Source organism: Tindallia californiensis, assembly GCF_900107405.1.
Lineage (GTDB): Bacteria > Bacillota > Clostridia > Peptostreptococcales > Tindalliaceae > Tindallia > Tindallia californiensis.
In genome coordinates this window covers 363576-384599 of record NZ_FNPV01000001.1, presented here as the reverse complement: position 1 = coordinate 384599, position 21024 = coordinate 363576, and the positions used below count along the sequence as shown (strand labels likewise).

The window sequence follows — 21024 nt, the reverse complement described above, 5'->3', positions numbered from 1 at the left end:
CTCGATTCAGAAAATAGACATTATGGCTTCTTTCTTGACACACTGATAGAACAGGCGTAAACTGAGGTTGTAAGAGACATTATTTTAACAAAATTAGTCGCAGACCCACTGTAAGCAAAAATGATCAGTTTTTATTAAGCTGACTATTTGATACAGCTAGGTGTTTCCGATACCGGCAATTTGCTGATACCTCAAATACCCGTCTGTCGACACCGCCTCTTAGGGCGGTTTTTTAGATTGTTTTTTAAAGGAGGTGAAAAAAATGGAAGTTCTTTTTCTCGTATTAAACCAGCCAGAACGTCTTAATGAATTAATGGAAGGCTTTTTAGAAGATGGAATTAGTGGTGCTACCGTATTAGAGTCAACTGGAATGGGACGTACACTGTGTGATACAATGCCAATTTTTGGAGGGTTACGAAAAATTCTCCAAGATTGTCGACCGAATAACCTGACAATCTTTATGGTTCTAAACACAGAAGTTCAAAAAGACAAGGTGATTCAGCGAATATATCAAGTGCTTGGTGATTTGAATGAACCAAACACTGGAATGTATTTTATAATGCCTGTTTCCGCTGCTAGTGGTTTAACAGACTCATTAATTGAATAAACACGTTAGTAAACGAAGAGATGCTTCGACTTTATGAAAGACTGATATCACAAAATGATAATCTGTGAGTTATCAGCCTTCTTGCCCGGACGATCTATGAATCATCGCCTGGACGTATTAACACAATTATAGGTTCGGATAATGGAGGAAAAAAATGACTATTTATGATCAAACGCTAGGACTTTCAATGTTGCTGCTCTTAGGATATTTTGGTGGCCGCCTGGCCAAGTTAGTTAAAATGCCAATGGTAGCTGGATATGTGCTTACGGGACTGCTTATAGGGCCTTCTTTTTTAAGCATTATTCCAAACGAATTAAATACGGAGTTTAACCTTATAAAAATACTGGGACTAGGCCTTATTGCCTTAATGATTGGTGGGGAGCTGGAGATTAGGAAGATTAGACATCTTGGAAAAACTATCGTTGGAACGGCAGTCATTCAAGTGGCAGGTTCCTTTGTAGTAGTGTTCTCAACCATGTATTTTTTACTAAATTTATCTTTACCTGTTTCTATTTTATTGGGTGCTATGTCAACGGCTACGGCGCCTGCTTCACCTGTAGCTGTAATAAGGGAATACAAAGCTAAAGGGCCATTTACGACTACATTGCTTGGTGTCGTGGCGGTTGATGATGCAATTTGCATTGTTATTTTTGGGGTTTCTGCTGCGATAGCAAGAATGTTGTTAGATGGAACCTTTACATTAGGTATCCATATGTTTGCTGAACCAGCCATTGAATTGATAGGATCTGTTGGACTGGGAGCAATTGCTGGGATTACTTTGACGCTGATCGTAAAGAAACTGAATGACAAACAGCACCAGATTGTTGTTTTTGTAGGATTAGCGCTACTGGTAAGTGGTATTGCGAATACCTTTCATTTGTCCCCGCTTTTAGCCAATATGACGGTAGGTTTTTTCTTTAGCAATCTTTCTAGCAAACCACAGACTATATCTGTTATTAATGAGATAGATCTACCCATTTTCATTGTGTTCTTTACCCTTGCAGGTGCAAGTCTGCATATGGACGTGCTAGCTGCAAACTGGCAGGTAGCTTTAGTATATATTATTGCAAGAGGCATTGGTAAAGTAGGTGGTGCCTTTGTAGGAGCAAGAGTTTCGGGTGCACCAACAGTTGTTCAGAAATATTTGGGCTTTGCGATGTTTTCAAAAGCGGGTGTCACCATTGGTCTGGTCATGTTGGTCCAGGGTCGATTTCCTGAAATTGCGGCCATTATTACAGCTATCGAGTTGGCAGCGGTTACCTTTTGTGAGTTAACAGGTCCTTTGGGCACACGATTTGCGATATTCTCCTCTGGTGAACATAACAATGCTTTGTATGAAGAATCAACTTCTGAGATTAAAATGCCTGTGAATAAAACGGCTGCTCAACAGCCTCAATCATAGATAATGTAGCTGAATGCGTGATGAATCAATAGATCTCCCCTGTGGATCATCTGGTGATAGGCATCAGATAAAGGCTAAAAACGTTACCTTATAAAGATAAGCGTCTCCTATCAAAATAAAAGATATTCTGTGAAGGAAACGGGTAATACTTAAATAATAAGGTAAATGAGTCGATAGATGATCAAGGGGAGGCGATTGGATGAAAGTAAAAGCAAAAGATGTTATGAATGCCAAGGTAATTAGTGTTACCACAGGAACCACCCTGAAAGAAGCGGTACGTATTTTTGCTGATTATAAAATCAGCGCACTCCCGGTAGTAGATATGGAAGAAAAATTAGTGGGCATACTTTCAGAAACTGATATTGTAGAGTATTGCAGTACGCTTCATGTAGTTCCAATGCTAGATTCTTCCGGATGGATTTCGCCCTATGAAAACCCAGGAGACATATACGACTATAAGCAGGGTTTTGAATTGCTGGAAAAAACAAAGGTAGAAAAACTAATGTCACGAAAAGTCGTAACGGTTCAAAAGGATACCCTGGGGACGGATATTGCAAAAATCATGAAAAAGAAAAAAATTAATCATGTTCCAGTATTGGAGGAAAATGGAAAGCTTTGTGGAATCATTGCAAGAGCAGATCTAATAAATTATCTTGCATCTATAGGAGAATGAGGATGATCATCAAAACCCCGGAGATAGGTAAACGGGGTTTTGATGATTAAGTAGCATAAAAGAGACCCTTAACTTTTGGTGGAGTTTTTTTGGCCACAGGAATACGGGAAGGAACATTCCTTGTTGTCAGAAAATTGCATAGCCGATGACGAACAAATATGATATGCTGACGATGAGGATTTTTATATAGTAAAAAATGGGTAATGAAAGTGAGGAAAAAACGTGCGATACCATTTTGTTGACTTGGTAGACATTTCGAAAATCCAAAGAATGATGGATTTGCTCTATGATGCAACAGGTATTTTAACGGCGATCCTGGATCTGGAAGGCAACATTTTAACTTCTTCAGGCTGGCGTTCAATTTGTCTTGATTTTCATCGAAAAAATCATAACACTCAAAAACGTTGTGGTATCAGTGACTGTCGAATCAATGAACGGTTAAAAGACGGTGAGAAATATGTTATTTATTACTGCGAAAACGGCTTAATAGATGCGGCTACCAGAATTTTTGTGCATGGTGAACATGTAGCAAACGTGTATACAGGACAGTTTTTATTAGAAGAACCGGATATGGTGTTTTTTCGTCAACAAGCAAAGCATCATGACTTTGATGAGCACCAATACCTTGAGGCTTTGAAAAGTGTTCCTATCTATAACAAAGAAACAGTGAAGCATATGATGGAGTATTTATGTAGTCAAGCAGAGATGCTAGGAGAAATGGGATACCAAGAAATAGAAACGAGAAGAGCGGCAGCAGAGTTAAAACATACATGTGAAGAATTGGAAAATACAAAAGAAGTTCTGACAGCAGCCTTGGAAGAACTTCGAGATCAATACGATGAGTTGCAAAAAAAAGAAATGATAGCACGGCAGCATGAAGAATTGTGGGAACATGCGATAGAAGGTACCGGGCTAATCATTTATGATTGGAACCTTAAAAGTAATCAACTATACTTTACACGTACATTTAAGTCGTTGCTTGGATTTGAAGCAACGGAATTTATTGGTGACCGGGAAAAATATCTTCGGCGAATTCATCCAGATGATCAGAGGAAAGTGAAAGAAAAGACAGAAGAAGTTTTAGCAGGAAAAAAAGAACTATATAATAACGAATATCGAATTAAGAATAAAGAAGAGCAATACATATGGGTTCAAGTGAAAGGAAAAATAGTAGAAAGAAATCAGAATAATCAACCGATAAGGCTCGTAGGAACTCTGATGGATATAACAAATTACAAGAAAAAAGAAGGTTTTGGAGGGGTATAGATGGATTATCAATCGATAGCTTCAGAAAATGACATGGCCAGGAAAGCCTGGGAATCCTGTCTTATTCATGGAGTACCACCTCATGAGCTTCTCCGCAACGACATTGCTGATTCCTGGAATAGGAGTATGAGCTTTTCTGTAGATCCTTATAATGGTACTTGCAAAGATGTTTTTTGTCGGCAGAAGTTATCTTTTCTGCTCCAAGAGAAGAAAAACTTAATCGATATCGCCAGACCCATTATGAAAACACTTTATAAAAGTGTCCAGGGGAATAGTTTTGTGGTAGTACTCTCGAATGAAGGTGGAAGAATACTGGAAATGATTGGAGATGATGAAGTATTAAGATCAGCAACATCAATGAATTTTATGGTAGGAGCCGACTGGAGTGAAGCTTCTGTTGGAACCAATGCCATCGGTACTTGTTTAGCGCTGGATAAACCCGTGCAGGTTGCAGGTGCGGAGCATTTTTGTTTAAAACATCATCTTTGGTTTTGCTCAGCAGCTCCAATTCATGCTTACTCCGGTAAAATGATTGGCTGTTTAAACTTGTCCTGCTCTGTAGAGCGAGATTATAAAAGGGATCAAGGCATGGTGGTAGCCGCTGTAAGAGCGATTGAAAACCAGTTACATAAAGGGGAAACGCAGGAAAAATTGTTAGAAGCTCATAAACATTTGACCGCTGTCATGAGTAGTATTTCAGAAGGCATTATGTCGGTCAGTCAAAGCGGTGAGATTACACATGTTAATGCAGCGTTTACAAGAATGTTCGAAACTCACGCCAGTACACTGATAGGTTCTCAAATCCAGGATGTACTGAAAAGCAAACACCACATTCAGGAAGTGTTAGAAACAGGCCAGCGTTGTCTGGAAGAAGAATTACAAATTGAAAAAGATCAAAAACAAATTCATTGCACCTATAGTGCAACACCTATCCTAAGCAGGTCTGGGAAAGTGAGAGGGGCCGTTTTAGTATTTAGAGAGATGAAACAGGTGCATCATATGATTAATAAAATAGCTGGTTCTCAGGCACGATATCGATTTACAGATATCATCGGAAACAGCATAAAAATAAAAAAAGTGATTCAGAAAGGGAAAAGTGTTTCTCAAAGTCCTTCAACGGTTTTGATATTGGGAGAAAGTGGGACAGGAAAAGAAATGATCGCTCAGGCTATTCATAATGCCAGTGATAGGAGGGATGCACCTTTTGTTGCCTTAAACTGTGCAGCCATGCCAAGAGAGTTGATTCAAAGTGAGCTTTTTGGATATAGGGAAGGTGCTTTCACCGGTGCATCGAAAGGTGGTCGCCCTGGCAAATTTGAATTGGCTGATGGTGGAACGCTTTTTTTAGATGAAATTGGAGATATGCCATTGGACATGCAGGTGAATTTATTACGTGTGTTACAGGAAAATAGTGTTCTGCGAATTGGTGGAGAATATGCTGTTCCGGTAGATGTTCGCTTAATAGCAGCAACGAATAAAAATCTTCAGCAAGAAGTTGAGAAAGGGGAATTTCGGCAAGATTTGTTTTATCGATTGAATGTCGTTACAGTGACAATTCCACCATTAAGAGAAAGAGGCGAAGATCTTCACCAGTTGGTTGATTATTTTTGCGATAAAATAGCCTTGAAATTAGGGAAGCAGGTTCATCGTATTGAAGAGCAGCTCTACCAGAAACTGAAATCTTATCAATGGCCTGGCAATGTAAGAGAGTTAGAGAATGTCCTAGAATATGCCATTAATATGTTGGAAGGCACAGTCTTGACAGTGGAATTATTGCCAGCCTATTTAGAGAAAGGGCCACATCAAAGATACTGGGAAAAAGAAGGTGAATTGATTCAATCCTTACAGGAAATAGAAGCGGAAGCTATTATTAAATCAATTCATCGTCATAATGGCAAAATAACAGCAGTGGCAAAAGAGTTGGGAATTGCCAGGAACACTCTGTATGAAAAAATGAAAAAGTATCATATCAACAAGCCAACGTAAGTATTTGTCATCAATGAAGAAGAGGAACAGTTGATAAAAAACACATTGTTAGAAAATAAGACATGTTCTATTTTCTAACAATTGATTCAAGCCTTTGAAATGGCTTCTTCTGAAGAAGAGGAGAAAAAGTGTTAGGAATCAGGACGAAAAGAAAGGCGTTTGAATAGATTCATTGCTTATTAAAAAATAGTATCAATAAAAAGGTTTCATTGCATTTTCAACAGGGTTAATGCGATGAATCTTTTTTTTGTGTTTTTTTGGAATATTGGCATAAAAAATGCATTACTAATAACTGGAAGAATCAAAGGGGGTGATGGCTGGTGTGGAAACGGTATATTATTGAACTGGGTTTTGGTGCGGATCTCCATGGTCAGGATATGACAAAAGCAGCCAAAAGAGCTGTAGAAGATGCTATTCGGCGAAGCTGTCTTTGTGGCTTGGAGGAAGTGCTCGGAATTCAGGATTTTGATGAAATTCGGGTTCATGTCACCATTGCTTGCCCTAATCCGGAAGCAATACAGGAATCAGAAGTTTTATCAGTACTTCCTGTAGGTCAAAAATCCATTCAAGTAAGGAAAGGAGGGATGGCTGTTCCAGGTTTATATGTCCAGGGGTTTGGTGATGTTGACGATAGTGTGGTAGTAGTCAATGCGTGTGTTGAAGTTTCCGTTGCAGTGGATTGAAACGAGGAGGTGTCGTGTGAATGGAAATGGAAAAAGATCTGTTACTAAATATGTATCGCAAAATGCAGGAAATAAGAATATTTGAGACGCGGATAACAGAACTGTTTGCAGAAGGTAGAATTCCTGGATTTGTTCATTCTTATCTGGGCGAAGAAGCCGTAGCCGTAGGAACATGCAGTAATCTGAAAACGACAGATTATATCACCAGTACTCACCGAGGTCATGGTCATTTGATAGCGAAAGGCGGCCAGTTAAACGAAATGATGGCAGAACTGTATGGAAAAGCCACCGGATATTGTAAAGGGAAAGGCGGATCGATGCATATAGCCGATGTGGATCTTGGAATTCTTGGTGCTAATGGAATTGTTGGTGGTGGCTTCACCATTGCGGCAGGTGCAGGGCTGGCATCAAAACTTCAGAAAAAAGATGATGTTACAGTTTGTTTCTTTGGAGATGGTGCATCCAATCAATCCACTTTCCATGAAGGGATTAACCTTGCTTCTGTGTGGGACTTACCAGTGGTGTTTGTATGCGAAAATAATATGTATGGAATTTCTCTCAGTCAGGAAAAACACCAGAAAATTAAAGACGTTTCAGATCGTGCAGTGGCTTATGGTATTCCTGGAGTAACGGTTGATGGCAACGATGTGGTAGCCGTATACGAATCGATTAAAGAAGCCGTTAAGAGGGCGAGAAGTGGGGAAGGACCAAGCCTAATTGAATGTAAAACCTATCGCCATCGAGGGCATTTTGAAGGAGATCCAACTAACTATCGGCCAGACGAAGAAGTACAGCAATGGAAAGCAAAAGAGCCTATTGGAAGATTCCGAAAGAAACTGTTGGAAATGGAAATCTGTAAAGAAGAAGCATTGAACGCCATCGACGACGAAGTAACGGATCAGGTAGAAAAGGCTATTAAGTTTGCGGAGGAAAGTCCGGATCCAGCCGTGGAAGAGGCAGTTCAGGATGTTTACACAGATATGGTAGAGGAGGTGTGGTCCTGATGGCTAAAATGACATGTGCAGAAGCGATTCGAGAAGCCCTCCGTCAGGAAATGGAACGGGATGACCGTGTCTTTATTCTTGGTGAAGATGTAGGACAGTTTGGTGGGTGCTTTGGTGTCACAGGTGACCTGTTTAGTCAATATGGTGAAGAAAGAGTAAGAGACACCCCTATTTCAGAAACCGCTATTGTTGGAGCGGCGGTGGGAGCGGCAGCCGTTGGGATGAGACCGGTAGCAGAGCTGATGTTCAATGATTTTCTCACCGTATCAATGGACCAGGTTGTCAACCAAGCAGCAAAAATGCGCTATATGTTTGGTGGGAAAGCAAAAGTGCCAATGACACTGCGCATGCCCTATGGTGGTGGTATTTCAGCAGCAGCTCAGCACTCTCAATCTTTAGAAGCCTGGATGACCCATGTTCCCGGTGTTAAAGTGGTGATGCCATCAACACCGGAAGATTATGCAGGATTATTGATTACCTCCATTAGAGATGAAAATCCGGTCATGTTTTTCGAAAATAAAGTGTTGTATGGCATGGAAGGCGAAGTGGCTGAAAGGATTGAACCCATTCCTTTCGGCAAAGCAAAAATTCACCGTGAAGGTGATGATGTAACAGTAGTGGCGCTTGGCGGAATGGTTCCACAGGCACTGTCAGCAGCAGAGGTGTTGGCGGGAGAAGGCATTTCGGTGGAGGTGTTGGATCCAAGAACATTAGTGCCACTGGATGTAGAAGCTATTAAGACGTCTGTTGCAAAAACCAATCGATTAGTTGTCGTACACGAAGCTGTTAAAAGAAGTGGATTTGGTGCTGAGATTGCAGCGATGGTAGCGGATGAATGTTTTGATGATTTAGATGCACCGATTAAAAGAGTAGGAGCTCTAAATGTACCAATTCCTTTTAATCCAATTTTAGAACAATATGTTGTGCCGAACGCCGATCGGATTGCAAAAGTCATTAAAGAAATCATGTAGCATTTCCCTCTCTTAGACAAAGCCGCCATTGTCGGCGGCTTTGTCACTCTTCTTCAAAAAGGAGATGAACCCTATGGCAAGCATAGGAATTATAGCTAATCCGGCTTCTGGCAGGGATATACGCCGGCTGGTGGCCTATGGTACTGTCATTGATAATCAGGAAAAAATCAATATTGTCGAGCGGCTGATTCTTGGAGCCCTGGCCGTGAATGTTGATCATATTTATATAATGCCGGACAGTTACGGCCTTGGAGATCAGGCCATTTGCAAACTTCGACACAAGATTGATACCCAGCGGGTATCTGTTTTGGATATGCCCATTGATGGAACACAGATAGATTCCGGCAATGCGGCTACTATGATGGAGTCTATAGGAGTTAAGGTAATCATCACCATGGGTGGCGATGGCACCAATCGAGCTGTTACAAAGGGAAGCATGAATATTCCATTGATACCAATTTCAACCGGAACCAACAACGTTTTTCCCCAGTTTATTGAGGGCACTGTGGCTGGATTAGTAGCAGGATTAATGGCAAAAAACTCGGAGCTTCAACAGGGTGTTGAACAGCATAAAAAGCTGGACATTTTCAAAAATGATGTATTGGTAGAGCATGCACTGGTGGATGCTGTAACCTCAAAAGAAATATTTATTGGCAGCAGGGCGATTTGGGATTTAGAAAATGTATCGGAAGTATTCTTAACCCGTGCCCAGCCGCATAACATTGGTTTATCCGCCTTGGGTGGATTCTTGGACCCCTTGGATCCTTTGGAATCGGAAGGACTAAGGCTGACATTAGGCAAAGGAGGTGGGGCGATACTGGCTCCTATTGCCCCTGGCTTAATAAGGAAGGTTTCTATTGAAAAAAGCAGTCGGATCTTGCCAGACCAAAAAATGACCATCTGTAAAACGCCAGGTGTTATTGCACTAGATGGCGAAAGAGAAGTAGAAATAGGTAGGAAGGATACCGCTTCCATTATGCTTAATCTGGAAGGGCCAAGAGTGGTTAATCTGCAAAAAGTGATGAAGTTGTCTACTGCCAGAAACTTGATGATCTATGATAAGGAGTTGATTCAATGGCTGTAAAAATTGTTATGCCAAAACTGGGTCTAACAATGAAAGAAGGGACCGTAAGTAAATGGTTAAAACAAGAGGGAGAGTCCGTCAAAAAAGGTGAACCTCTTTTTGAAGTGTCAACGGATAAGATTAACAACGAAATAGAATCTCCCGGTAATGGGATTCTTAGAAAAATTGTAGCGCCGGCAGAAGCGAAAGTACCTGTATCAGCCCTTTTAGGAATTATTGCAGAAGCGGATGAGAATATTTCTGATATCGAAACAGAAATGCCTGCAAATCAACAAAAACCAGACAAAAAAGCAGTGCCAGCGGCAAAACCTGCAGCGGCAGCCCGTCGTTCTGACGATAAAATTCGTGTGTCTCCGGTGGCAAAGAAGCTGGCGGAAGAAAAAGGAATTCCGTTGGAAAACATCGAAGGAACAGGCCCCAAAGGCAGAATTACGAAAGAAGATGTAGAAAACTACCAACTACCTGTTTCTGATGAGGTTCAGGAACAAGATGGAGATATTCAAGGTGTACCACTAGAAGGCCTTCGGGAAGTGATTGCAGAACGTTTACAGGAAAGTTGGCAGCAGGCGCCTCACGTGACCATTACCCGGGAAGTAGATGTCAGTGCATTAAAAGCGTTAAAGGAAAAGATTAAGAATGATCGAAATCAGAAAGTTTCTTTTACGGATTTATTGGCGATATTAACAACAAAAGCTTTGCAAAAACACCCCGATCTGAACGCTCAGTTTGCGGACGGATTATTATATCGGCATCAAGGCGTACATCTTGGCATTGCTGTTGCTTTAGAAAATGGACTAATGGTGCCGGTAGTAAAAAATGCAGATAGAAAAAGCATTAGTGAAATACATGATGAGATGAGAGAGTTGGCACAGAAAGCAAAATTTAACCGTCTGGAGTCTGACGAACTATCCGGTGCAACCTTTACCATTACAAATCTTGGAATGGAAGGTGTCGATGTCTTTACCCCCATTATCAATCCTCCTGAATGTGCTATTTTGGGCGTGGGGCGAATGGTAGATAAGCCGGTTTTTGTAGGGGATGAGCTATTAAGACGTCCGATGATGTGGCTTTCTCTGTCTTTTGACCATCGGATTGTAGATGGCCAGGCAGCGGCGAGGTTTATGACAACGCTGAATCAGTCCATCGAAGAACCCGGCATGGCGCTGGTTTAGCAAAGGAGGGCAACGATGAAACTGGTAATTCTGGGCGGCGGTCCCGGTGGCTATGCAGCGGCTATACGAGGGGCCCAGCTAGGTGCAGAAGTCACCATAATAGAAGAAAGAAAAATAGGCGGTGTATGCCTTAATACAGGGTGCATTCCTACAAAAACTCTGCTGAGAGCAGCTCGATGGCTCCATGAACAGGAAAAAATGGAAGCTTATGGAATCGATGTTCAGATGAAACTTGATTTTGGAGAATTGATGCAACGAAAAAAAGAAGTGGTTGAGCAGCTTACCGCTAATGTGGAAATGCTCCTGGCGGCTCATCGGATCAGTACCATTGCTGGAAGAGGGATTGTTAAAAATAGCCAGACAGTGAAGGTAGCTACAGAAGAGGGTGTTCAGGATATTTCTTTTGATAAACTAATACTGGCAACAGGATCACGGCCAATGATGCCTCCTGTTTCTGGTTTGGATTTGCCACAGGTAGTAGACAGTACCGGGGCTCTTTCCTTTAAAGAAATACCGAAAAGGCTTACTATACTGGGTGGCGGTGTTATCGCTGTAGAATTTGCTATTTTATTTGAAGCATTGGGCAGTAAAGTAACCATGATGGAAATGCTTCCCACCATATTACCCAGAGAAGATGAATTGGTGCAGGAAGCGATGACAGAAATTTTGAGACAACGTGGTATTAACGTATACACCGATGCAACATTGAAAAAAGTGGAAAAAGCTGGCGATGGATTGAAACTGACAGCCACAGGAGTAGGGATACCAGAATTTCTTGAAACGAAGAATCTTCTGGTGGCAACAGGTCGTCAGCCAAATGTAGAAGGAATTGGACTGGAAACCTTGGGGATTAAGGTCCATAACAAGGCAGTGGAAATCAATGAATATCTGGAGACCAATGTCTCTGGTATTTACGCCATAGGTGACCTTACGGCTAAAATGATGCTGGCCCATACGGCAGCTCATCAAGGTTTGTTGGCAGCTGAGAATGCCATGGGGCAGACTAATAAAATGGACTATCGAAGCATTCCAGGTGGCTTATATACATTCCCTGAGGCAGCTAGTGTTGGAATAACAGAACAGGAAGCTCGGAAGACGAGAGGTGATATAAAGGTAGGTTTGTTCCCTTATGAAGCTTTGGGAAAAGCGTTAGCGGACTATGAAATGGAAGGATTTATTAAAATTATTGCAACGGCAGAAACAAATGAAATTCTCGGTGTGCATATCCTGGGCGACCGGGCAACGGACCTTATTGCCGAAGGTGCTCTGGCTATTGGAATGGAAGCTTGCCTGGAAGAGGTGGCTCACCAGGTGCACGGGCACCCCACCTTTAATGAAGGAATGGGTGAAGCGGCTATGGCTGCCTTGGGATTACCATTGCATCTGTTTCCGAAGTAAAACCCATAAAGAATTAAAAACACTCGTTCTTTTCGATGAGAAAGAAAAGAAGAGTGTTTTTCTTCGTATATGGAAAGAAAAAATTATGATAAAATAAGCACTAGAACTTGGAAATACAAAGCACCGTTTCAGAAATGGAGTGATAGAAATGACAAAAAAATTAGAGTTTCAAAGACAAGGAGAAGGGCCGACGATACTCTTTCTCCATGGATTGGGTTCGAATAAACAGTGCTGGAAAGATACGATAGAAAAGTTAAAGGCTGACTTTCATTGCGTTACCTTGGATCTTTATGGCCATGGAGAAAATAGAGATGTGCCAGATCAGCCTAATTTAGAAACAACAGCGGAGGAAATCGTTCAAATGTTACAAATGGTCAAATGGAAACCTAGCGCTATTGTAGGCCATAGCCTAGGTGGAATGCTTGCACTAATGATAGAGCTAAAACAACCAAAACAGGCAGAAAAACTGGTGCTTTTGGATACACCTACCAGGCAAATTCGTTTTTGGATTCTAAAACGTATGGTGATGAACACACTTAACAAAAATTTTGATAAAGCCATCGAAAAGCAATATGCTCATATGACCGGTGATATGGATTTATATCATCAATTGGTAGCCACTTGCAAAGAAACCGATAGACGTGCTTACCTTTGTTATATGAAAAGTCTTTTGTATACAGAATTACATGAAAAAGTAAAAAACGTACAGATTCCAATCCACCTAATTCTAAGTCGTAGTTTAGCCCCGAGTGAAACACTACAGGAAAAAGTGATAAAGAAATATGGATTTGATCATTTGCCTGAAGAAAACATACATCGAAACATTAAATCCGGACATTTTACAATGATTGAAAAGCCGGCAGAATTTGCCATAACTTTAAGGAATATAGTAGAAAGGAGTCGTCAAGCATGAAAAAAGTAAGACTTGGAAAAACAAATATCATTGTTCAAAAAAATGGATTTGGAGCTTTGCCAATTCAACGCATTTCTTATGAAGAATCAGATTTACTACTCAAAAAAGCTTTTCAGCAGGGAATCGATTTTTATGATACCGCAAGAATGTATAGTGATAGTGAAGAAAAGATTGCCAGAGCGCTAAGTGACAAGAGACACAAAATCATTATTGCCAGCAAAACCATGGCTAAAAACACAAGGGATTTCTGGGAAGACTTGCATACCAGCTTGGAAAATTTGAAAACAGACTATATCGATATTTATCAGTTTCACACACCTGCATTTTGCCCTGCACCAGAAGATGGCAGTGGTCTTTATGAAGCAATGGAAGAAGCGAAAAATCAGGGCAAAATTCGTTTTATTGGAATAACAAATCATCGCTTGGCCGTTGCACAGGAAGCTCTGAAATCCGGGTTGTATGATACGCTTCAGTTTCCGTTCAGCTATCTCGCAGATCAACGAGAAATTGATCTGGTGCATCAGTGTAAAGAAAAGGATGTTGGTTTTATTGCGATGAAAGCTTTAGCGGGAGGACTTATTCATCATTCAGATGCAGCGTATGCATACATAGGTCAGTTTGATCATGTATTACCAATTTGGGGTATTCAAAAAGAAAGAGAGCTGGAAGAATTCCTTCAATATCAAAAAGCATCACCAGTATTAAATGAGAGGATTGAAAGCATTATTGAAAGGGATCGGGAAGAGCTGATGGGTGATTTTTGCCGTGCCTGTGGATACTGCCTTCCCTGTCCTGTGGATATTGATATCCCTCAATGTGCACGAATGTCTCTATTACTGAGAAGAGCACCGAACTCTATGACTTCTACGGATGAATGGAAGCGAAAAATGCTTATGATTGAACAATGTACTCAGTGTAATCAATGTAAAGAAAAGTGTCCTTATGAGCTGGATACACCAGAATTGTTAAGAAAAAATCTAGAGGTTTACCAAACCTATTAAGACGCCAAGAAGCACCTAAAAATCAATCCGAATAAACAAGAAAAACGGTTAGAAAACTTAAAAGCTTCCCTTTTGGAAGCTTTTAAGTTTTTGATAATGCTTTCAGAAAAGACATTTGTCTTTTCTGTGTTGACATTCCTCTTTTTATCATGTAGAATCATTGATTATAATTACGCAGATAATAGAGATAAGATTTCTATTGAGAAAAAACTGCAGGAAAAGGGGCCAAACGTATGTCTAAATTTGCCAAACGTATGCATTCAATGGAAAAATCAGCTGCTGTGATAAGAAATCTATTCGGTGCAATGAATGATCCGGAAGTTATTTCTTTTAGCGGTGGAGCCATCGCTCAGGAATGCCTACCAGTAGAAATCATTCATGAACTAACCCAAGACATTATGCAAAGAGAAGGTAGGGGAGTAGAAGCCCTTTCCTATGGTCCTGTGATGGGTGTGAAGGATCTCCGAGAAGTCGTTGTATCAGACCTAGTTAGACCGAAAGGGGTTAAACTATCGGTTGATAATGCGATGATATTATCCGGTGGGCTAGAGGCAATGAATTTAATGTGCCAGGTGTTTATTGATCCGGGAGACATTATCTTAGTGGAATCTCCAACCTTTGTCCATTCTATCGAAATTTTTGACATGTTTCAGGCAAGGTGCATTGCTGTGGAAACCGACGAAAACGGGATGAATATGGAAGATTTAGAAGCAAAAATCAAAAAATACAATCCTAAAATGATGTACCTAATCCCTACGTTTCAGAATCCTACGGGAATTACATTGTCTTTAGATAGAAGAAAAAAAGCAGCTCAATTAGCGAGTGAGTATGATATTGTTCTTTTAGAGGATGATCCTTATAGAGATATCCGTTATAATGGAGTAGAGTTACCACCGGTAAAAGCATTTGATACGACAGGTCATGTGGTAATGGCGAATAGTTTTTCCAAAATCTTTTCACCCGGAAGCCGACTGGGGTATTTGGTGGCAAATGAAAGAATCATCAATAAACTGGCAGATGCAAAAAGCGCCACTAATTCTCACACATCTATTTTGCCACAGATTATATGTGCTGAGTTCTTTAAAAAAGGACATTATCAGGAACATCATCGAAACTTATGTGCCGTTCATCGAATCAGAAGAGATACGATGCTGGATGCGATTGACCGTTATTTTCCGGAAGGAACAAGAAGAACTCAACCGGATGGTGGGCTGTTTACTTGGGCTGAGTTGCCAAAGAATATTAATACCACAGAATTGTTAGTAGAAGCTACTACAAACCCGGAGGTAAAGGTGGCTTATGTCGCAGGAGAAGGATTTTTTACAGAAGGTGGCGGAAAGGGAAGAAACTGTATGAGACTAAGCTTTGGAGCTGTGCCTCCTGAAAAAATTCGTGAAGGAATGGCAAAGCTGGGAAAACTACTTCAAACATATGAATCTAGATATTCGTTTACAGTTAGCAGCTAAGAGATAAAACTCTTTTAGAGCGTTGTATCGTATTTTGGATATAAGGACTCAGACTCCCTCTTGAAGAAGAGGGAGTCTTTGTGAGTATTTTATAATGGGGGAGAGACAATGGAAAAGAAAGAGAACAAACGGGTAGTTGTCCTTTATAAAAGCTTTTATGGCAGTACAAAGCAATATGCCGAGTGGATTGTCGAAGAAACGGACGGAGACTGTTTTGAGCTGGATAAAATAAAAGCTGAAGAGTTGCAAAAGTATGATGTCATAGTGTTTGGCGGTGGTCTTTATGCTGCTGGGATCAACGGTATGAAAACCTTTCAAGAAATCTACGATCAGATAAAAGAAAAAAGAATAATCATATGCGCCGTGGGTCTTTCGCCAGTGGTGGAGAAAGTTATTCATGAAGTCATGGAGGCAAATGTGACAGCAGAAATGAAGGGGAAAGTTAATTTCTTCTTATTGCGTGGAGCTTATGATCATCAAAAACAAAAGTTTATCCATAAAATGATGATGAAAGCCCTGGCAGCGAAAATTAAAAGTAAAAAAGAAGAAGATAGAACAGAGGAAGATCGTGGGATTTTGGAATGCATTCAACATCCAGTGAACTTTATGAACAAAGAATCGATACGCCCTATTCTTGATTCTATCCATTAAAACCAGTTCGCTCGTTTATTAAAAGATCGGAGAAAAAAATAGAAACCATAGTGCCTTCGAAGTTTTTTTGCACTATGGTTTTTTGTTCCGATAATGGAAGTATGACATTTGTCATGGATTGTTTGGCGTAGGATCACTGGTTTTAAAGCTGTTTTTTTATATAATGATAGATGAAAAGGATATGGAGAGTCATTTTTAAAGTCAAATCCGTCGATGGTATCGACGATTCTGGAAGGAGAGGTTACTGTGACAAATCAGCAACAAAAACCGATCATTAACTCGATCAATAAAAAAGAACGAATGGATATTCTAGATATTTTGCGTGGATTTGCTATTTTTGGCATTTTGGCCGTTAATATTGTAGGGATGGCGGGTCCGGTGTGGCTTCCTGGATATATAGCGCCAATAGCGCCTTGGTATGATGAAGTGGCAACTTTTTTAATGAACTTTTTAGCTACAGGAAAGTTTTATGTGATTTTTTCTTTTCTATTTGGGCTTGGATTTTCTGTTCAAATGATGAGGGCGGAGGAAAAAGGAATAAATCTTCGTTCTTTTTATCCTCGGCGGCTCACACTACTTTTTATATTGGGGATGATTCATTCTGTTTTCTTTTTCTATGGAGATATTTTAAGACTATATGCGGTGCTGGGATTTCTTTTGATGGTGTTTCGAAAACGTCGCAATCGGACACTGATCATATGGGCCATTATCTTTTTGGTCATTAATTTTGTTGCATTGGGTTTTTTGGGTGGGCCGCTGGTAGACGCTGGGGACGTACCTGATGAAATGAATATTGCGGAAATGGCAAGAGAAATTCATCTTGAAGGATCCTTTTTGCAGGTATCTTTCTTTCAGGGAATCGTATCTTTAGCTGCTTTCGTATCTGTTGTGTTTGTTCAGGGGGGAACGGTAATGGCTCTTTTCCTATTAGGGCTACTGGTCGGTCGAATGAACTTGCTTTCTAAAATGAAATCCTATCATGGGTTGATAAAAAAAATATTTGTATGGACCTTGATCTTCGGTACATCTTTCAATGGTGCATTTATTATTTTTGCGGAATCTCCATGGCTTTCCAGTTTCTTTTGGATTATCGGTGCTCCGATATTGGGAACGGCCTATGTAATGGGGTTATGCTTAATCCGACGGCGTGAAAATGGTGAAAAAACCTTACTACCAATTGCTAATGTAGGACGCATGGCTTTAACAAACTACTTAATGCATTCGGTGATAGGATCATTTATTTTTAATGGATATGGAATAGGTATGTATGATCAAGTAGGAGCAGCAGGGTTATGGGGCATTACAATTATTATATACCTCTTGCAAATAATAGTTAGCAACTGGTGGCTTTCTCACTATCATTTTGGTCCTATGGAATGGTTATGGCGTACCCTGACTTACAAACAACGTCAGCCTTTCAGAAAAAAAACCACCGTAGAAGAAGCGGCTGGCTAGCAAAAATAGAATCAGTGCTCAAGGAAGGGCTTTTAATGCTTACTGAGCAAAAGTCAGCAGGCAAAGGAGGAGTATCATGTTATTGGAAATAGATCAGTTAGTTAAGCGATATCATCACAAAATTGTTGTTGATCATCTTTCATTAAAAATACGTGAAGGTGAAATAATGGGATTACTTGGCCCCAATGGTGCAGGGAAAACAACGACCATTAATATGATTACCGGTCTTACCAAAATAGATCAGGGAAGCATTAAGATCTTTGGACAAAATCTTGAAAAAAGTGGAAAAGCCATTAAAAAGGGCATAGGATTAGTGCCGCAGGATATAGCAATTTTTGATGATCTGAATGCCTGGGAAAACATAGCCTTTTTTGGTGGATTATATGGACTGAAGGGAAATCGATTAAAGGAAAAAGTTCAATGGGCGTTGGAATTTGTGGGGCTGAAGGATCATCAAAAACAATTTCCTAAAAAGTTTTCCGGCGGAATGAAACGACGTTTGAACATTGCCTGCGCCATTGTTCATCAACCCAAACTAATCATTATGGATGAACCAACGGTGGGGATCGATCCACAGTCCCGCAATCATATTTTAGAATCCGTTCGCAGATTGAATCGAGAAGGTTCCACCATTTTGTACACATCCCATTATATGGAAGAAGTAGACGCAATTTCTTCAAAAATAGCTATTATGGATCAAGGCAGGGTGATGGCACAGGGAACATCAGATGAGTTGAAAAAAATGATTTCATCTGAAGACCGAATTCTGTTGACGGTTTCGGATGCCAGTTATTCAATGATGGAAAAAATTAAGAATTTACAGGGAGTGATTGATTGTCATGGGAAAGGAAAAGAAATCACGATCCTGGCAAAAAAAGACAGTGCATTAATTGGACAAATCAGCCAGATCATCAGTAATATGGGTGCTGAAATCCATTCCTTACAGGTGGAAAAAGTTACCCTGGAAAGTGTCTTTTTGACTTTGACCGGAAAAACACTTCGGGATAGAGAGTAAAATACAGGAGGAATTCCTATGCGTCTATGGACCATGTTTCGTTATCAATTCATTCAAAATATACGAGATCGGGCCACTTATTTGGAAATGATGCTGCTACCAATTCTGCTCATCTTTATCCTTGGGGTATCTCTAGACGGTGCTTTTCAAATACCACCAGTTACAGATACAAAAGCTATTTACCTAAGCGAGGATCAGGGACCTGTGGGTGAAGCTTTTGAAGTATTTATGGAAAATTTAGAAAAAGAAAGCTTTATCGCTGTCAAACCTGTTTCAACCATCAATGAAGGACTAAAGATGATGAAAGATGGAGAAGGGCATGGATTTATTCATCTTCCAGAAAATATACTTGAAACAGACACGGGAATGATTGCTTTTTATGGGAATCCCCAACATCCTTTGCAGGCGTCCTTGGTAAAAAATACAACAAAAAGCTTTATTAACGGTGCGAATACAGTAATCGTAATGGAAAGTTTGGGAATGGAAACAATCTTGGATTTTCAGGGAAGTAATATCGTTGAAAGGTCACTGAATGCTTCGCATGAAAGGCCAGGAGCCATGGATTATTATGGAGTTACCATGTTAGTGATGTTTATGATGTATGGAACGAGTTATGCGGTATTCGGGATGAAACAATCTTACCTCGGCTCGACTGGACATAGAATTAAATCTACCCCTGTCAGTTCGGTGGAGCATTATCTGGGACTGCTTTTATCCAACATGACAACAATTGTCCTTCAAGCGATTCTTATTATTGGGTTTACCTATTACGTATATGGTGTAAATTGGGGGAATAGTTGGTTGATGCTGGTGGGAATCATTCTGCTGACGGCTTTGATGGCTGTGGGGATAGGGACAGCCGTTATTATGATCACGCGGAATGAAACGCTATCAGGTAATATTCTTATGATTATGATTCCGCTGATGACTTTTTTTTCTGGTGGCTTTTTCCAGACAAACATTCAGCAAGGGTCCTTTTTATACAAAATGCAGTATATGATACCGAATCACCTCGCACAAAATGCAATTTTCAACCTGATTTATGATGGCGACACAAAAAGATTAATTTTTGTTATCGTTATGATGATCCTTATGATCCTTGTCACATATAGTTTAGCCCTCTTAGCGGAACGGAGGTACTGGTGATGACTATTTTGAAAAATTGTTTTAAAAGAATGTTTCGTAGCAAGCTTAGCCTGTTATTAATATTGGTCCTTCCTCCTCTTATGATTAGCCTGGTCTTTGGGGTAGCCGTTGGTGAAACAAGTGTTGTTCATGTAGGCTTTGTTGATCAGGATCAGACATGGCTAACAAAGCACTTAAAAGAAGTTATTGGAAATAATGTAGCAATAACGGCGCTCCGGGAAGAAGAGATTAACCAGATGCTATCGGAAGGAAGGGTCAGTTTGGTACTAAAGTTGGAAAAAGGTTTTGCAGAAGAATTGATTGCTGGAAAAGATCCTGTATTGTATAGCTATAAAATCCAGGAATCGGATTCAGTTATTCAGGTGCAATTAGAAGCAGATGCCTATATTCGAGCGGCTAAAAATCTAGCAATGGTGGCTGAGGGAGATATCGATATTTTTTATAAGGGTTTAAAGCTTTATCAGGAAGGGCCCTTGGATCTGGAAGTAATTCAAAGTGCCGGCGTTGAGGCTGGTACAAATGAAAAAACTATTTTTAGCATGGGTATTCTGGGAATGAACATGCTTTTTTTATCCGTATATTCATCCATATACCTTTTGAATGACAGAGAAAACAAAACTTTTTACCGGGTACAAATATCACCGTTACCACAATGGAATTATATGCTGCAGAATATCCTTGGGTTTTTAATCATTATGCTGATTCAAATGAGTGGTGTGTTTTTCATTGCTAGTTTTGTACTGGACTTGTATTTGGGTGTGAATGTATCAGCACTTTTTGTAGTAATGTCTGTTTTTGCTGTTGTGTGCGTGGCTTTTGGTGTTGCGGTGGGTTCTCTATCTAAAAACAAACGTCAGGCTGGTGCAACGGCTTCGATGTTAATTACTCCAATGGCTATGCTGGGTGGGATGCTTTGGCCGAAAGAAATAATGCCGGAAATCCTTCAGCACGTTAGTCTTTTCTTACCTACCACCTGGCTGATGGATGCCGTTACTCATGTTGTCATTAATGGAAGGATACTGGATGTAGTTTGGGAACTGTTTATTCTTTTTCTTTTTAGCACTACCCTGTTCCTCCTAGGTAATTGGCGAAAAACAACTCATCTTCAAGGGGAAAACTAGGTGATGAAAA

The 21024-nt window shown here is 40.3% G+C and carries 19 protein-coding genes; all 19 read left to right on the top strand.

Annotation, left to right across the window (positions count from 1 at the left end):
• The first annotated feature begins 262 nt into the window (after nt 1-262).
• The 19 genes from BLV55_RS01815 to BLV55_RS01725 all read left to right on the top strand — a co-directional run bounded on the left by BLV55_RS01815 (nt 263) and on the right by BLV55_RS01725 (nt 21014).
• A complete protein-coding gene (locus BLV55_RS01815; RefSeq protein WP_093310393.1) occupies nt 263-607 on the top strand; it encodes a P-II family nitrogen regulator in 345 nt (114 codons plus the stop codon).
• A gap of 154 nt (nt 608-761) precedes the next feature.
• Complete coding sequence (locus tag BLV55_RS01810; protein ID WP_093310391.1) at nt 762-2009, top strand: cation:proton antiporter; 1248 nt, start codon at nt 762-764, stop codon at nt 2007-2009.
• A gap of 199 nt (nt 2010-2208) precedes the next feature.
• A complete protein-coding gene (locus BLV55_RS01805; RefSeq protein ID WP_093310388.1) occupies nt 2209-2682 on the top strand; it encodes a CBS domain-containing protein in 474 nt (157 codons plus the stop codon).
• 222 nt (nt 2683-2904) lie between these two features.
• Nucleotides 2905-3948 (top strand): PocR ligand-binding domain-containing protein, encoded by a 1044-nt coding sequence (locus BLV55_RS01800; protein ID WP_093310387.1) that lies wholly within the window; start codon nt 2905-2907, stop codon nt 3946-3948.
• The gene (locus BLV55_RS01795) at nt 3949-5934 is read left to right on the top strand and encodes a sigma-54-dependent Fis family transcriptional regulator (RefSeq protein ID WP_093310385.1); all 1986 of its coding nucleotides are present in this window, start codon (nt 3949-3951) and stop codon (nt 5932-5934) included.
• Between the two features lie 320 nt (nt 5935-6254).
• Nucleotides 6255-6617, top strand: a complete 363-nt coding sequence (locus tag BLV55_RS01790; protein ID WP_242869997.1) for a Lin0512 family protein — start codon at nt 6255-6257, stop codon at nt 6615-6617.
• A 20-nt stretch (nt 6618-6637) separates the two neighbouring features.
• Complete coding sequence (locus BLV55_RS01785) at nt 6638-7621, top strand: thiamine pyrophosphate-dependent dehydrogenase E1 component subunit alpha (protein ID WP_093310381.1); 984 nt, start codon at nt 6638-6640, stop codon at nt 7619-7621.
• Nucleotides 7621-8592, top strand: coding sequence for an alpha-ketoacid dehydrogenase subunit beta (locus tag BLV55_RS01780; RefSeq protein ID WP_093310379.1), 972 nt, complete (start codon nt 7621-7623; stop codon nt 8590-8592). The genes BLV55_RS01785 and BLV55_RS01780 overlap by 1 nt, the downstream gene beginning before the upstream one ends.
• Before the next feature lie 73 nt (nt 8593-8665).
• Nucleotides 8666-9676: an ATP-NAD kinase family protein gene (locus BLV55_RS01775; RefSeq protein WP_093310376.1), complete on the top strand. Its 1011-nt coding sequence runs from the start codon at nt 8666-8668 to the stop codon at nt 9674-9676.
• Nucleotides 9667-10848, top strand: coding sequence for a dihydrolipoamide acetyltransferase family protein (locus BLV55_RS01770; protein WP_093310374.1), 1182 nt, complete (start codon nt 9667-9669; stop codon nt 10846-10848). The genes BLV55_RS01775 and BLV55_RS01770 overlap by 10 nt, the downstream gene beginning before the upstream one ends.
• 15 nt (nt 10849-10863) lie before the next feature.
• Nucleotides 10864-12246, top strand: a complete 1383-nt coding sequence (lpdA, locus tag BLV55_RS01765) for a dihydrolipoyl dehydrogenase (RefSeq protein WP_093310373.1) — start codon at nt 10864-10866, stop codon at nt 12244-12246.
• Nucleotides 12247-12394: 148 nt separating this feature from the next.
• On the top strand, nt 12395-13159 hold the full coding sequence (locus BLV55_RS01760) for an alpha/beta fold hydrolase (RefSeq protein ID WP_093310371.1): 765 nt from the start codon (nt 12395-12397) through the stop codon (nt 13157-13159).
• Nucleotides 13156-14160, top strand: a complete 1005-nt coding sequence (locus BLV55_RS01755) for an aldo/keto reductase (RefSeq protein WP_093310368.1) — start codon at nt 13156-13158, stop codon at nt 14158-14160. Before BLV55_RS01760 ends, BLV55_RS01755 begins: the two co-directional genes overlap by 4 nt.
• A 233-nt stretch (nt 14161-14393) precedes the next feature.
• Complete coding sequence (locus BLV55_RS01750) at nt 14394-15626, top strand: aminotransferase-like domain-containing protein (protein WP_093310367.1); 1233 nt, start codon at nt 14394-14396, stop codon at nt 15624-15626.
• Nucleotides 15627-15734: 108 nt separating this feature from the next.
• The gene (locus tag BLV55_RS01745; RefSeq protein ID WP_093310365.1) at nt 15735-16277 is read left to right on the top strand and encodes a flavodoxin domain-containing protein; all 543 of its coding nucleotides are present in this window, start codon (nt 15735-15737) and stop codon (nt 16275-16277) included.
• A gap of 246 nt (nt 16278-16523) precedes the next feature.
• The gene (locus BLV55_RS01740; protein WP_176968210.1) at nt 16524-17732 is read left to right on the top strand and encodes a DUF418 domain-containing protein; all 1209 of its coding nucleotides are present in this window, start codon (nt 16524-16526) and stop codon (nt 17730-17732) included.
• A gap of 76 nt (nt 17733-17808) precedes the next feature.
• Nucleotides 17809-18747, top strand: coding sequence for an ABC transporter ATP-binding protein (locus tag BLV55_RS01735; RefSeq protein ID WP_093310359.1), 939 nt, complete (start codon nt 17809-17811; stop codon nt 18745-18747).
• An 18-nt stretch (nt 18748-18765) separates the two neighbouring features.
• Entirely contained in the window at nt 18766-19893 is a 1128-nt protein-coding gene (locus BLV55_RS01730; protein ID WP_093310357.1) for an ABC transporter permease, read from the top strand.
• On the top strand, nt 19893-21014 hold the full coding sequence (locus BLV55_RS01725) for an ABC transporter permease (RefSeq protein WP_093310354.1): 1122 nt from the start codon (nt 19893-19895) through the stop codon (nt 21012-21014). Before BLV55_RS01730 ends, BLV55_RS01725 begins: the two co-directional genes overlap by 1 nt.
• The last annotated feature ends 10 nt before the right edge of the window (nt 21015-21024 follow it).

What these genes read in the sequence shown, in the direction of transcription:
- BLV55_RS01780 (WP_093310379.1), top strand. Translation starts at nt 7,621, where the DNA reads ATGGCTAAAATGACATGTGCAGAAGCGATTCGAGAAGCCCTCCGTCAG.
- BLV55_RS01770 (WP_093310374.1), top strand. Translation starts at nt 9,667, where the DNA reads ATGGCTGTAAAAATTGTTATGCCAAAACTGGGTCTAACAATGAAAGAA.
- BLV55_RS01815 (WP_093310393.1), top strand. Translation starts at nt 263, where the DNA reads ATGGAAGTTCTTTTTCTCGTATTAAACCAGCCAGAACGTCTTAATGAA.
- BLV55_RS01760 (WP_093310371.1), top strand. Translation starts at nt 12,395, where the DNA reads ATGACAAAAAAATTAGAGTTTCAAAGACAAGGAGAAGGGCCGACGATA.
- BLV55_RS01730 (WP_093310357.1), top strand. Translation starts at nt 18,766, where the DNA reads ATGCGTCTATGGACCATGTTTCGTTATCAATTCATTCAAAATATACGA.
- BLV55_RS01725 (WP_093310354.1), top strand. Translation starts at nt 19,893, where the DNA reads ATGACTATTTTGAAAAATTGTTTTAAAAGAATGTTTCGTAGCAAGCTT.
- BLV55_RS01735 (WP_093310359.1), top strand. Translation starts at nt 17,809, where the DNA reads ATGTTATTGGAAATAGATCAGTTAGTTAAGCGATATCATCACAAAATT.
- lpdA (WP_093310373.1), top strand. Translation starts at nt 10,864, where the DNA reads ATGAAACTGGTAATTCTGGGCGGCGGTCCCGGTGGCTATGCAGCGGCT.
- BLV55_RS01745 (WP_093310365.1), top strand. Translation starts at nt 15,735, where the DNA reads ATGGAAAAGAAAGAGAACAAACGGGTAGTTGTCCTTTATAAAAGCTTT.
- BLV55_RS01785 (WP_093310381.1), top strand. Translation starts at nt 6,638, where the DNA reads ATGGAAATGGAAAAAGATCTGTTACTAAATATGTATCGCAAAATGCAG.
- BLV55_RS01810 (WP_093310391.1), top strand. Translation starts at nt 762, where the DNA reads ATGACTATTTATGATCAAACGCTAGGACTTTCAATGTTGCTGCTCTTA.
- BLV55_RS01805 (WP_093310388.1), top strand. Translation starts at nt 2,209, where the DNA reads ATGAAAGTAAAAGCAAAAGATGTTATGAATGCCAAGGTAATTAGTGTT.
- BLV55_RS01775 (WP_093310376.1), top strand. Translation starts at nt 8,666, where the DNA reads ATGGCAAGCATAGGAATTATAGCTAATCCGGCTTCTGGCAGGGATATA.
- BLV55_RS01755 (WP_093310368.1), top strand. Translation starts at nt 13,156, where the DNA reads ATGAAAAAAGTAAGACTTGGAAAAACAAATATCATTGTTCAAAAAAAT.
- BLV55_RS01750 (WP_093310367.1), top strand. Translation starts at nt 14,394, where the DNA reads ATGTCTAAATTTGCCAAACGTATGCATTCAATGGAAAAATCAGCTGCT.
- BLV55_RS01795 (WP_093310385.1), top strand. Translation starts at nt 3,949, where the DNA reads ATGGATTATCAATCGATAGCTTCAGAAAATGACATGGCCAGGAAAGCC.